This window comes from Winogradskyella costae (assembly GCF_013403865.1).
In the GTDB taxonomy this organism is placed as follows: domain Bacteria; phylum Bacteroidota; class Bacteroidia; order Flavobacteriales; family Flavobacteriaceae; genus Winogradskyella; species Winogradskyella costae.
In genome coordinates, this window is record NZ_JABFDK010000002.1 from 179,576 (window position 1) to 193,755 (window position 14,180).

The 14,180-nt window shown below is 33.3% G+C and carries 9 protein-coding genes; 8 read left to right on the plus strand and 1 reads right to left on the minus strand.

What is annotated here, in order from left to right:
• Positions 1-150 precede the first annotated feature (150 nt).
• The 8 genes from hsdR (at position 151) to HM986_RS08035 (ending at position 13,272) form a co-directional block, all read left to right on the plus strand.
• The gene (gene hsdR / locus HM986_RS08000) at positions 151-2,517 is read left to right on the plus strand and encodes an EcoAI/FtnUII family type I restriction enzme subunit R (protein WP_179334561.1); all 2,367 of its coding nucleotides are present in this window, start codon (positions 151-153) and stop codon (positions 2,515-2,517) included.
• Positions 2,517-4,796 carry an N-6 DNA methylase gene (locus HM986_RS08005; protein WP_179334562.1) on the plus strand — a complete coding sequence of 760 codons (2,280 nt, stop codon included), beginning with the start codon at positions 2,517-2,519 and terminating at the stop codon, positions 4,794-4,796. Before hsdR ends, HM986_RS08005 begins: the two co-directional genes overlap by 1 nt.
• A gap of 2 nt (positions 4,797-4,798) precedes the next feature.
• Positions 4,799-6,670, plus strand: a complete 1,872-nt coding sequence (locus HM986_RS08010; RefSeq protein WP_179334563.1) for an AAA family ATPase — start codon at positions 4,799-4,801, stop codon at positions 6,668-6,670.
• 22 nt (positions 6,671-6,692) lie between these two features.
• Entirely contained in the window at positions 6,693-7,688 is a 996-nt protein-coding gene (locus HM986_RS08015) for a hypothetical protein (protein ID WP_179334564.1), read from the plus strand.
• Positions 7,664-8,371 (plus strand): hypothetical protein, encoded by a 708-nt coding sequence (locus tag HM986_RS08020; RefSeq protein WP_179334565.1) that lies wholly within the window; start codon positions 7,664-7,666, stop codon positions 8,369-8,371. Before HM986_RS08015 ends, HM986_RS08020 begins: the two co-directional genes overlap by 25 nt.
• A 242-nt stretch (positions 8,372-8,613) precedes the next feature.
• Positions 8,614-9,531 carry a phospholipase D family protein gene (locus HM986_RS08025; protein WP_179334566.1) on the plus strand — a complete coding sequence of 306 codons (918 nt, stop codon included), beginning with the start codon at positions 8,614-8,616 and terminating at the stop codon, positions 9,529-9,531.
• Positions 9,532-9,582: 51 nt separating this feature from the next.
• A complete protein-coding gene (locus tag HM986_RS17645; protein ID WP_218841417.1) occupies positions 9,583-12,018 on the plus strand; it encodes an AAA family ATPase in 2,436 nt (811 codons plus the stop codon).
• A 3-nt stretch (positions 12,019-12,021) separates the two neighbouring features.
• Positions 12,022-13,272 (plus strand): McrC family protein, encoded by a 1,251-nt coding sequence (locus tag HM986_RS08035; RefSeq protein ID WP_179334567.1) that lies wholly within the window; start codon positions 12,022-12,024, stop codon positions 13,270-13,272.
• An 82-nt stretch (positions 13,273-13,354) separates the two neighbouring features.
• On the opposite strand, the gene HM986_RS08040 is transcribed toward HM986_RS08035, so the two are convergent.
• Complete coding sequence (locus HM986_RS08040) at positions 13,355-13,798, minus strand: hypothetical protein (RefSeq protein WP_179334568.1); 444 nt, start codon at positions 13,796-13,798, stop codon at positions 13,355-13,357.
• Positions 13,799-14,180: the final 382 nt, after the last annotated feature.

The following is a 14,180-nucleotide window of genomic DNA, read 5'->3' on the forward strand; positions in this document are numbered from 1 at the left end:
AGTGGTTTGCTTTTCGATTATTATATGAAAATATTATAAGTTACATTTTGAAACCTTGAGGGTTTTGCTATCTTTAACTCCCCTACAATTCAATTTTAACTGACAGATAGTTTTGCGGTTATTTAGCCGTATAATAACTAATGCTTATATATGAATAAAAAAGAACTCTCAGAAAGGGATATTTGCAGTAAGTTTATTAATCCAGCGATTCAGAAAGCAGGATGGAATATGAGAACTCAAGTTAGAGAAGAAGTGTCTTTTACTGATGGCAGAATCATAGTGCAAGGCAATTTATATACTAGAGGAAGAAATAAACGTGCCGATTATATTCTTTATTATAAATCCAACATTCCGATAGCTATTATTGAAGCTAAAGACAATAAGAAAGCTGTAGGACATGGTATGCAGCAAGCCTTAGAGTATTCTGAAATTCTGCAACTACCATTTGTGTTTACATCTAATGGAGATTCTTTTGTGTTTCATGATAAAACCAATACATCGGGAGCATTAGAACAAGAGTTAACTTTAGATCATTTTCCATCACCGGAAACCTTATGGAAAAAGTATTTAGCGTACACTAATATTGAAACACCGCAAGCGCAAGAAATTGTAGAGAAAGACTATTATGCAGATGATAGTGGTATGACACCACGATATTATCAGCAAAATGCAGTGAATAGAACTATTGAAGCTGTAGCAAAAGGCCAGGATAGGATTATCTTAGTTATGGCTACAGGTACAGGAAAAACCTATACGGCATTTAATATTATTTGGCGCTTATGGAAAACTGGAGTTAAGAAACGTATTTTATTTCTTGCCGATAGAAATGCTTTATTAACGCAAACCAAAAATGGTGACTTTTCACCTTTTGGTAACGATATCATGCACATTATTAAAAACAGAAAGATTGATAAATCTTATCAAATATACTTTGCCCTATATCAAGGGTTAACAAGTACGGACGACGATAAAAATGCCTACAAAGAATTTAGCCCAGATTTTTTCGACTTAATCGTTATTGACGAGTGTCATAGAGGTTCTGCTTCTGAAGCTTCGGCTTGGCGTGATGTATTAACTTACTTTTCTTCAGCGACACAAATTGGTTTAACCGCAACACCTAAAGAAACCAAAGATGTTTCTAATATGGAATATTTTGGCGAACCTGTTTATACCTATTCTTTAAAACAAGGTATTGACGATGGCTTTTTAGCACCATATAAAGTGGTGAGAATTACAACAAGTGTTGATGACGGATGGAGACCAACTGCTGGTTTACTAGATAAATACGGAAATGAAGTAGAAGACCGTATTTACAATTTAAAAGATTACGATAGAACCTTAGCTATAGACGAACGTACAGAAGTGGTCGCAAAGAAAATTACAGAGTATTTAAAAGCGACTGATCGTTACGCGAAAACCATCGTGTTTTGTACCGATATTGACCATGCGAATAGAATGCGACAAGCCTTAATAAATGAGAATGCCGACTTAGTAGCCCAACATTGGAACTATTGTGTGAAAATAACAGGCGATGATGAGGTTGGAAAACAAGAGTTGGATAATTTTACAGATGTTGAAGAACGTTTTCCTGTCATTGCAACCACTTCTAAAATGTTGACGACTGGTATTGATACCAAGATGGTAAAGTTTATAGTTTTAGAATCCAACATACAATCGGTAACCGAGTTTAAACAAATTATTGGTAGAGGAACGAGAATCAGGGAAGCAGAAGGTAAAGTCTATTTTACAATTATGGATTTTAGAAAAGCCACCAATATATTTGCTAGACCAGATTTTGATGGTGATCCTGTACAAATTTACGAACCAGAACCTGATGAACCAGTGGTGCCACCAGATAGTATTGATCCAACAGAATCTGATAATGGTGAACCTAATGACCTAGAAGAATTTCAACCAACGCGTCCTGATATTGGTATAGGAGAAGATGAAGAGGTACGTAAATATTATGTGAATCAAATACCTGTCTCTGTTGTTAATGAGCGTGTACAGTATTATGGTAAAGACGGAAAGCTCATTACAGAATCATTAAAAGATTACTCTAAGAAAAATATAGAAAAAGAGTTTTCATCGTTAGATGATTTTATCCAAAAATGGAACGCATCTGAGAAGAAAGAAGAATTAATACGAGAACTAGCAGAACACGGTGTGTTGCTAGAAGCATTACGTGAGGATGTAGGGCAAGATTTAGACGATTTCGATTTAATCTGCCACATCGCCTTCGATCAACCAGCTTTAACACGACAAGAGCGTGCTAACAACGTCCGTAAACGCAACTACTTTACTAAATATAGCGAAACCGCACAAAAGGTTTTAAATAGTTTATTAGATAAATACGAAAAAGAAGGCATTGTGTCCATAGAGCAAGGTTCTGTATTAAAAGTACAACCTTTAAGCCAAATGGGTTCTGCCGTTGAATTGGTAAGAGCCTTTGGCAAGAAAAAAGATTTTGACCAAGCCATAAAAGAATTAGAAAACGAAATATATAACATAGCTTAATGAGTAACATAACAACCAACATAAAAGGCATACGCGATATTATGCGTAAAGACACAGGAGTAGATGGAGATGCGCAACGTATTTCTCAAATGGTCTGGATGCTGTTTATGAAAATATTTGCAGATAAAGAAGAAGAATGGGAAATCACTATAGATAATTACGAAAGCCCAATTCCTGAGCACTTAAAATGGCAAAACTGGGCTGCAGATGATGAAGGCTTAACAGGTGATGCTTTAATGGATTTTATAGAAACCGAGTTGTTTCCTGCGTTGAAAGAGTTGGATATTACTATAAGTCCGCAAGCAAAAATTATTCGTTCGGTATTTGACGATACCTATAACTTTATGAAAAACGGAACACTCTTCCGTCAAGTAATTAACGTGATTAATGAGATCGATTTTAATAGCACAAATGAACGACATGTATTTAATGATATTTACGAAACCATTTTAAAAGACTTACAATCTGCAGGTTCTTCGGGTGAATATTACACACCAAGAGCTGTAACGCAGTTTATGGTAGATATGATTAATCCGCAATTAGGAGAAAGCGTATTAGATCCTGCATGCGGAACAGGTGGATTTTTAACCTGTACTATTGATGGCGTTCGTAATCAAGTAAAAACACCAAAAGACAGAGACATCTTACAAAAATCGATACGTGGTATTGAGAAAAAACCTTTACCACATTTACTATGTACCACCAATTTAATGTTACATGGTTTCGATTTACCTGTAGTACGAAGAGACAACTTACTAAGCAAACCTTATGCCGATTGGGGAGCCAAAGATAAACTAGATATTATCCTCTCTAACCCACCTTTTGGTGGTGTAGAAGAAGATGGTACCGAAACCAATTTTCCTAAAAAGTTTAGAACCAAAGAAACAGCCGATTTATTCTTAGCCCTAATCATTAAGCTATTAAAAGACAAAGGACGTTGCGCTATTGTTTTACCAGACGGCACCTTATTTGGCGAAGGTATGAAAACGCGTCTAAAAGAAGAGTTGCTAGACAAATGTAACTTACATACCATTGTACGTTTGCCAAATGGTGTATTTAATCCATATACAGGTATTAAAACCAATTTGTTGTTTTTTGAAAAAGGTACGCCAACAAAAGAGGTTTGGTATTTTGAGCATCCTTATCCCGAAGGTGTAAAAAGCTATAACAAAGGAAAACCTATCAATATTGAAGAATTTAATGCAGAAAAAGCATGGTGGAATAATCGTGAAGAAAATACACAAGCTTGGAAGGTCTCTATTGAGGAGATTAAAAAACGAGGCTACAATTTGGATATTAAAAACCCACACCAAGAGACAGATACTTTGGAGAGTCCAGAAGTTTTGTTTAAAAAAAATAGAATTACTGAAAAAAAGATTTCTTCTATACAAGACAAGTTTATAAATGTATTATCCGAATCTTTAAAAAATAAGCAGTTACTAAAACATTTTAAAGAACTTACTATTATATCAGAAAATGCAAGAGAATTAAAGGGGCTATTTTTAAAGTTAGCAGTTAAAGGTGAATTAACAACTAACTGGAGAGTTGAAAACTCTGAAATTCAATCTGCTTCAAAATATTTAGAACAATTAAAAGGAGAAAAAGACAACTTAATTAAAGAAAAGAAGATTAGAAGAGAAAAACCACTTTCTAAAATTAAAAAAGAAGAACTGATTAATTTGCCAAAGAAATGGGAGATGGTAAGGTTAGGAGAAATTGGGGATTGGGGAGCGGGTTCAACACCTTTACGCTCAAATTCATCATTTTATGATGGAGAAATAAATTGGTTTAAATCTGGTGAATTAAATAATGGAATAATTGATTTTGAATCAAAAGAAAAAATAACAGACTTAGCAATACAAAAGTCATCTGTAAGATTAAATAAACCAGGAGATGTACTGATAGCCATGTATGGAGCAACAATAGGTAAAACAGCTATATTAAATGTTAAAGGAACAACAAACCAAGCTGTTTGTGCGTGTACTCCTTTTTCTTGTATCAGTAGTTCTTATCTTCATATACTTCTTAAAGCATTAAGAGATACTTTTATTAATCAAGGTGAAGGTGGAGCGCAACCAAATATATCTAGAGTAAAAATAAGAAATCAAGCTTTTGCTCTTCCGCCACTAGAAGAACAAAAAGCAATAGTTCAAAAAGTGAATACTTTAATGGATTTATGTGATAGGTTAGAGCAAGAAGTACAACAAAGCAAAGAACATAGTGAGCAGTTAATGCAGAGTTGTTTGAGGGAGGTTTTTGAACCTAATAATATGGTTTAATTATGAGGTTAAAGGAAATACACATAAAAGGAACTTATAAAAATTTACAAGACTTTAAAGTTACGTTTGAAGGAGATAATTTTTTAGAAGTATTTGTTGGTAAAAATGGAACAGGTAAATCTAATTTCTTTGAAGCTATTTTAGAAATTTTTAAGCATTTATCTGAAGAAGATTATCCAATCTCTTTCAATTATACGATAAGCTATGAAATAGATAACGAATCTGTTTTTTTAGAATGGCAAGATGTAAAATGGATTGATCAGGAAGCACAAGTTATTATTCCAGATAAATCAAAATTACCTGCAAATATATTAGTATACTATTCTGGTCATAATAAAACTATTGGTAGTCTTTTAAAGTCTACCAACGAAAATCATAAAAAACTTTTAGATAAGAATAGAAAAAATGAAAACTTGTTAAGTGAAGTCACTAGGTGCTTTACAGGTATAGATAATCATTACAAATCTTTATTGTTAAGTGTTATATTATTACAAGAAGACACTAATAAAGCGAAAGTTTTCATAAAAGAAAAGCTAGGAATTACAGCTATTGGTAATGAAATAAGATTAGATTTTAAAAGGCCAGACTATGCTAAAGACAAAGCTAAGTTTGAATTTGATGAGTTTGATGAAGGAAAACGATTTTGGTCTCCAGCAGGTTATTTTAAAATTCTATTAAATCAAATTTGGTTAGTGGAGAATAATGCTCCATTGTTTGGTATTAGAAACGAAGGAAAGATAAATGATGATGCATATATACTTTTTAAAGGTTTCAATCATTTTAAAGAATCATTTCAGGATTATAGTCCATTAGAGCTATTTATAGCCTTTGATAATTTAAAGACTATTGGATATTTAGAGGATATAAAATTAGGCGTAACGCTAACTTCAGGTAAAAAAATACAAATAGACCAATTTAGTGATGGTCAGTTTCAATCCATATACATCTACGCATTAACAGAGCTATTTAAAGACAAGAATTGTATCACACTTTTAGACGAACCAGACTCTTTTCTACACCCAGAATGGCAACACAAGTTTTTGATTCAAGTAAATGAAATTAGTGATGCTTCTGCTAAAACTAATCATGTTTTAATGAGCAGTCATAGTGCTGTAACCTTGGTAGGTGATTTAGAAAAGAGAGTAAATCTATTCAGGTTTCATGAAAACGAATTAAAATGTCATAAAGTAGGTAAGAATTTTGCTGTTAATCAATTATCGAGTCAATTGTTTAAAGTTAATTACGATAAACAATTACTAAGTATTATGCATACGCATAGTCAAGGAAAGCCAATCTTATTTACTGAAGGAGATACAGATCCTATTATTTTATATGAAGCATGGAATAGGTTGTATGATTTTGAAATTCCATTTGATATTTGTTTTGGTTTTGGATGCGATTATCTTAGGAAAATACTTAATAGCCATAAATTTCAAACAGAAATGGGAGGAAAACCTATTTTTGGTTTATTTGATTTTGATGAAGCCTATAATCAGTGGAATTCTTTAAAAATTGAAGGAGAATTGCTAGAAGCAGATCCTTTCAAGGGTATTTGTAAAAAAGTTGAAGATAAAAACTGTTTTGCTTTTTTAATTCCAATTCCAGACATAGATATTATCAAAAAGCAATCTATTAAAGACGAGGCAACAAAAACTACTTTTAAACATGAAGCTAAGGTAGAAATGGAACATCTTTTTTACTCAGATGAAACCAAAGGAAACTTTAATTTAAAAAGCGGAGTTGGCGGTTCTCAAATATTAGAGATAAGTGATTCATCTAAAATGAGGTTTGCTCAAGAAATTGTGCCAGAATTAGATGATGTAAGCTTTGAAGTACTGAAACCGATGTTTGATTTTATTCAAACTAAAATATAAATTGCAAATGGTTGGACATTACATGTTAAATACAACAAACTACCATACTAACAGAATGTTTAATGATGAACAGTTCAAGTTATCTAAAGCTGGTGTAGTTGAGGTTGTCAGCAAAAACAAAACTATTAGGCCCGAAAAAGATGATGAAATAATTCTGCTTGGTTATCAGAATAATAAACATTCTAATGTTAAAGCAGATAATTTTGTTTTAAAATACAAAGCGAAAGTTGAAAGTGTATCACCTGCTGAATATGCAAAATCTTCTGATTTAAATCAAAGAGAACGAGATGAAAAAGAGAAAGCTTTAAAAAAGGGTGAGAGTTTAATCTTTTACAATCATAAAATTAATTTAATAAATAAAGGAGAGTTTGAAGAGACTCCTTATTTAGAAGATTATACCTATAGCTTGCTTGGCATAGAAAATTACAAAGATCCACAACGCCATTTTGCGAATAAAATAACTGCGTTAAATAAAAATGACTTCGAAACACTGTACAAGGAGAGAATATATGCCTCTAGAACTGTTTTGGGAAGATTGATTCACGCCTTGCCACAAGAGAATCGATTAGAGTTTATTTTAATTGCGATGGAAAAATTTAACACACCAGAATTGAAGGATATTACGTGTTCTATAGGTCTTCGATTTTTGAATAATTATTTAAACAATCATATTTTGGAATTAGGGAAATTCCTAATTGCTTCAAAAGCAATATTAGAAAATGATTTATTAGATGTTATTGATTCATCTTCAATTGGTTTTGATAATGATGGTTTTAGAGATAGGACTGGTTTAACTGATAAACTTGATGTTTTCGAAGAAAGTTTGAAGATGAGTGAAATAAATTCAGGAGATACTATTATACAGCAAGCAGAATTATTTGAAGAGGTTTTAGCTTATTCTGAAATAACTCAAAGTACTATAAAAGATATACTTGAGAACCATCAGAGAACAAGTTCTGAAATTAGATTCAATAAACTTTTTGAAAATAGAAGATGGCCAATAAATATAAAGATATAGACGATCGTCTAAAAGAGATTAAAGATTATGCTATTGCATTAAGAAAAGCTTCGAGATGGAGTAACTCTAATGAAACAATAGCACATATTCAAACTTCTAATAACGAAGAGACCAAGCGAGAGTATATTTATGAATTCTATTGTTATCTAAGGATTTTGAAAGATTTAAAAGCTAATTATGATTTAGAATTAGTTCCAGGGGAAAAGCATGGTGTTCTTTTTCCAAAAGCGCCTGGATTAAAAAAGAATTATCCATATTTTTCAATTAAAAGTAAAAAAAGTGGGAAAGAAAAATTCCAATTATGTAATGGAATAAAAATTAAAGGAAGGGCTGATGAAGATAGTGCGCCTGATATTTCTTTTTTAAATAAAAACGCTGATAAAACACCAGATTTCAATGATGTTTTTATGATTCATGATGCTAAGTTTAAACATACTGATTCTAAGAAGGTTGCAGATTCCGAATTTGCGAAGGTTTCCTATATGATAAAAAATCTTGACTGTGAAATACCATTAAGTAAGTCGATTAAATTCAATGAGTTTATTAATGATATTGATATTAATGGCAATTGTATATTAACAAATGGTTTTGCATTTAAAACAAATAAAAACCACCATAAATTATATAATATTAAAGAAGTAGAACAATTTGACATTAATAAAACACCTAAAGTTATTGGGTAGTAAAATGATTAGAGAGTGAGCTGAGCGAATACTCTTGTCAGAAGGTGCTCTAATTAGTTTTAGATAAGTGGAATTAGCTAGGTCACAATACGGTTATCCGTAATGAAAGAATTATGGAAAAAAGTAAGTTTATCGAAGCTCAATGAGATCTTAGAAGAGATTATGCAATAAGCCGAAGGTGAGTATAGCAATTGGAGTGCTTAGGGCATGCGTAATAAAAACAATTAAATTATTAACCTATTATGAGTACATTTTTAACTGGTGACGACTTAGAATGTAAGCTGACCGACATTATATGGAATGCTAAAAAGTATATAGTTTTAATCTCACCGTTTATAAAATTAGACGATCACATTAAAGACGTGTTAGAAAAAGTAAAAGACACCCACCAAATAGCAGTCTATATTGTGTTTGGCAAAAATGAAGAGTTTAAGTATAGAAGTTTTAACGAAAATGATTTAACGTTTTTTAAAGGCTTTAAAAACATCACTATTTTATATAATAAAGATTTACATGCGAAGCATTATTGTAATGAAAGCGAAGGATTAATAACTTCTCTTAATTTGTATGGTTATTCTATGCTTAATAATATAGAGTATGGTGTTTATTTTCAAAAAACTATGCTAAATCCTATTGATAAACTTTTTGAAGAAACCTTTGGCTTTACTAAGGATTTAGTATATAATCAAAGTGACATTGTGTTTCTTAAAAAGCCCCAATACTCTAAAAAACTATTTGGTTTGCAGAAGGTTTATCAGCAGTCTAAAATTCTAATGGATATATCGGAAGATGTGTTTAGTGGTAACAACTATACGTCTAAAAAGTTAGAGGATTTTGATTTAGAAACAGAAACATCTTTAGAGAAAAAGTATAGTGATAAACCTGAAAGAGAAAGAGCTGAATTTAAGGGTGATACAGAATTGGTCGATTTTGTTATTAAAAAGGAAGACTTTAAAAGTGAAGAAAATAATCAAACAATAGGTTATTGTATAAGATCAGGTGAAGAAATTCCTTTTGATCCAGAACGCCCTTATTCATATAATGCATTTAGATCTTGGGCGTATTATAAAAACTATGACTATCCAGAGAATTATTGTCACAAAACAGGTACGCCTTCTCATGGTAAAACGTGTATGACTCAACCTATATTACAAGCTTAAAAGTGAAAAAGATTATCTCAATGTTTGTGATTACTAAAACTAAAAAGTAAAATGATTAATTATAGAGACTACGAAAAACAAGTGTATAATTGGTTGCTTCAAAAGCATGACGCTACTAAGGATTTTACATTTTCGGTAAGACAAAATGCGTCTAAAGGCACAGAGCTTGATTACTTTATTGGGACAGAGAAATCAAATTATTTTGCCACGACATTTTGGACATTGCCAGTGTCTTACCCTGGCTCGTCTGCAGATTGTATTAGTTTAATTTTTACATCTAAAGGAGATCACTATAATTATAAGTTTGAGTTTTCCCAAGTTAATGCGCCTCATGATGACCAGAATCAATCGGTTTTAAATATTGTTGAAGCTTCTGAGGGGCCAATTGAAGACCTATTTGGATTAAAAAAGAAAGGCACTTACGATAAAAAGATATTTTATTTTGTAACCAAACAGCGCTCTGAAAATTATACAGATTTAACTACTATGCTTTTGGATATTGAAAAGGATTTGGAACTCATTATTCCAATTGTGAATAAAGCTATAGTAGAAGAGAAAAAGAATAACCTAGAAGTTACTGCACATTTAATTACGTTAGACGAATTTAATGCTATGCAGGATAAGTTGAGTAGACGATTTGAGAAACATAAAAGTCATTCCTTGAATAGCGCTAAGGAAAGTCGGAAGTATTGGCTTTATGCACCTGGCAGGAATGCCGAGCATTGGGATGCGTTTTACGAGGAAGGGATTGTCGCTATTGGTTGGGATAAATTAGGGGATTTGTCGCAATACGAGAGTAAGGAAGATGTGTTTGACGCTTTAAAGGAAAATTATGGTGGTGAAGGAGATAAAAGAAACGATGTTGCGGCTAATTATGAAATATGCAACGAAATGCAGATTGGAGATATCGTTGTGGTAAAAAGAGGACGCGGTGAGTTACTCGGCTATGGTGTGGTAACTTCAGATTACTTTTTTAATACTGCTAGAGCGGGTTATAAGAGTTGTAGAACCGTAGATTGGAAATTAAAGGGGAATTGGCAGACAACTTTTAGTCTCGTTTTAAAAACGCTTACAGATGTTACACAGTATAACTCTAAAAGTGCTGAGTACAACTTTTATTATGAAAATCTAATGGGTATAATGAAAGGTGATCTTGATACGCCCACCTTAGCTATTAGTGATAAGGTTGCTGTGAACCAGATACTTTATGGCCCACCAGGTACTGGTAAAACCTTTTATTTAAAAGATCGACTATTTGATAACTATACTTTAGAAGAGACCTCAATTTCGCATGATAAGTTTTTTGAAGAATCTGTATCGGATTTGACATGGTGGCAAGTTATTGCTTTAGCCTTATTAGAAATTGGTACGGCTAGAGTGAACGCTATTTTAGAAAACAGATGGGTGGCAAAGAAAGCGAGTCTTTCAGAATCTAAAAATATAAGAGCAACACTTTGGGGAACGTTGCAGATGCACACTATTATAGAGTCTAAAAACGTGGCTTATACGCAACGGCAAGCTCCTTTTATTTTTGATAAAAATGAAGATAAATCTTGGTCTTTATTAGAAGGGGAGTTAAAAGAGCAGGTACCTGAATTGTATGATTTGCTTGATAAGGTTAATAATTTTGAGGCTAGTCCTGATAAAGTGATTAAAAATTACAGCTTTGTAACCTTCCATCAGTCTTTTGCCTATGAAGATTTTATAGAAGGTATTAAACCTGTATTACCAGAGAATGAAGCTGAAGACGCTAAAGACTTAGGCTATACTATTGAAGATGGTGTCTTTAAATTGTTATGTACTAAAGCTAAGAATGATCCTGATAATAGATATGCTATTTTTATTGATGAAATTAACCGTGGTAATGTGTCCGCCATCTTTGGGGAGCTCATTACGTTGATTGAAGTTGATAAACGTACAGGGGCTAAAAATGAATTGCGTATTAAACTGCCGTACTCTAAAAAGGAATTTAGTGTACCGTCTAATCTAGATATTTATGGCACCATGAATACAGCTGACCGTTCTGTAGAGGCCTTAGATACTGCTTTACGTCGTCGTTTTGAGTTTAAAGAAATGATGCCTGATTACTCCGTTATTGAAGGTGAGGCGGTTGCTGGTGTTTTGCTTTCAGAGGTTTTAAAAACTATTAATGGACGTATAGAATTGCTAATAGATAGAGATCATACTATTGGGCATTCGTATTTTGTAGGTGTGCATACAGAACTCTCATTAGCCCATGCGTTTAATAATAAGATTGTGCCGTTACTACAAGAATACTTCTATGGTGATTATGGTAAAATAGGTTTGGTACTTGGCAATGGGTTTGTTGACAAAGTAAAAAACGATAAGATAGAATTTGCCAGTTTTGATTATGAAAATGCTAATGATTTTAAAACTGCAACTTTTATTTTAAAGCAAGTGGATGCCGATGCTATACTAGATGCGGTACATCTGTTATTAGGTAAAAAAGAAGTTCAACAAGCGTAATAATTGACAAAGCATAATACTATATCTGTTTTTGAGCATGAACGCTTATACGTTGGTGCGTTAGGTTTTAAGCAATTGCATTTAGACGCACTTCTAAAACTCAACGACTACCACGATGGTAATTACTTTGAGCCTATTGCTAAAGGTGTTAAATTCAACCAATATGTTGGCGTGATCCAAGTGGATGGCTTAACCATAGAGATTCACCCGAAAGCAGATAAGGATGATGACGATAATAAATGGAAAGGAGTGTTGCTTCAAATGCTTAAAGCGTGTGGAAAACTAAAGGCAGAGTCCTCTGGTGCAGCACATGTAAAGCGACAGAATCTCAACTTGTTAGAAGTTTATTTTGAGTTGTACCTGCACGAGGTAGAGGCTCTCATTCGAAAAGGAGTTATTAAACAGTATCGAAAGCAAACTCAAAATACTAAAGCATTAAAAGGGAAGTTAGAATTTGCGGGGCATATAAGGCATAATGCAGTTCATAAAGAACGTTTTTATACGACGCATCAGGTTTACGATACTAATCACGTGTTGCATCAGGTATTGTATAAAGCCTTAACCATTGTTGATCAATTTACTAAAGGTACACGGCTTTGTGATTTAAGCAGTAGAGTGCTATTGAATTTTCCTGCAGTAGATAAGAAAACAATAACAGCACAGCAACTCAAGACTATTAAATTAAACAGGAAGTCCAACAGCTATACTGAGGCTTTAGAGTTGGCACGACTGATTATTTTAAACTATTCCCCAGACATTTCAAGTGGTAACGAAAAGATGTTATCCCTATTATTTGATATGAATGATTTATGGGAGACTTATATCTTAAAACAAGTCCAGAAGGCTTGTGAAGGCTCTGATATTGAAGTTTCGGGGCAAGAATCAAAATCATTCTGGGGTAATAATAGTTTGCGACCAGATATTGTATTGCGGCAAGGACAAAAGACTTTTATCATAGACACGAAATGGAAACGCCCACTAAGAAGTTCAGCTTCGGTAAGTGATCTACGACAAATGTATAGCTATTGTCGTTTTTGGAATGCCGAAAAAGCCATGTTACTATATCCTGGTGATGCGTCTGAAAATGAATTCAAGCCCTATTTAACTGATGATTATTTAAAGGACCGAGAAGATCAGCATAGTCGGATTGATCATCAATGTAAGATGGGGTTTATCTCTGTTTTAAATGATGCTAATACGCTAAATACCGATATTGCCAAACAGATTTTAAACCTTTTAGAATTATATTTATAATATAATTCCTATGTGTTAGGCTAACGCATTCTTTTAAAATAATTGTCAGGTTACTTCGTCCTTCATCCACGCCAGTACCTTATTAACGCTTATCATTAGCATTAGCCCATTCCTTATAACGCTCAAACTGCCCATCATCTAGAATATCCTCTAAGATCTTGGCTTCAGCATCTATACGATCGTTAGCAGATAGACTTTCATACGGGTTCTCGGTATTAGAATTCATCCAATTAGAGAGCTCGGTTTCATACCGCTGTTGTTGTGCTTCACTAAGTTCAAATTGCGCGTAGAGACGCATTTGGCGTTCTGGATCATTAAGATTCCAGTTTGGGTTAATGTCACCTGTCTTTTCCTCATAGGAATACGTGTCCTCTTCAAAATTCCCATCTTGTTCATAATTCCGGGTATCGGTAAGTTCTTCGTTCATTGGGTTTCTAGTATCCGTACTATCTTTTGAGGTCTCGTTTTTACACGAGAAAGAAACGGTCAGTAGCGCTAAGGCTATAATTTTGTATGTGGTTTTCATAAGATTATAATTTATAATTCAATCTAAAGATAATGGGAAGGGGCTGATAGTTTTAACTCAAACCATTTAAATATTAGCTATTTAGCTTTGGTATGCACATCGTTTTTATCAACGACATTACGCTGCCCCTCATGGCGAGACCAGGCGTTGTCAAAAGGAATCGCGCCAAAGCCAGCAAGGCATAACGAAGGTATGGTAGAGTGTTTAGGTGCGTTGAGCATACTATAGGGTGAAGCGTGTGTCCTTAATTTTAAGATAACATTAGGGATTGCAATGGAAGGTGTTCGTAATGGTATCGTAATACTGTTAACGCTTAGGTAGCGGTAACTTAATAAAACGGTTTTTATTAATTAACAGGGTTGTAGAAGGCTAAAAGTAGCTT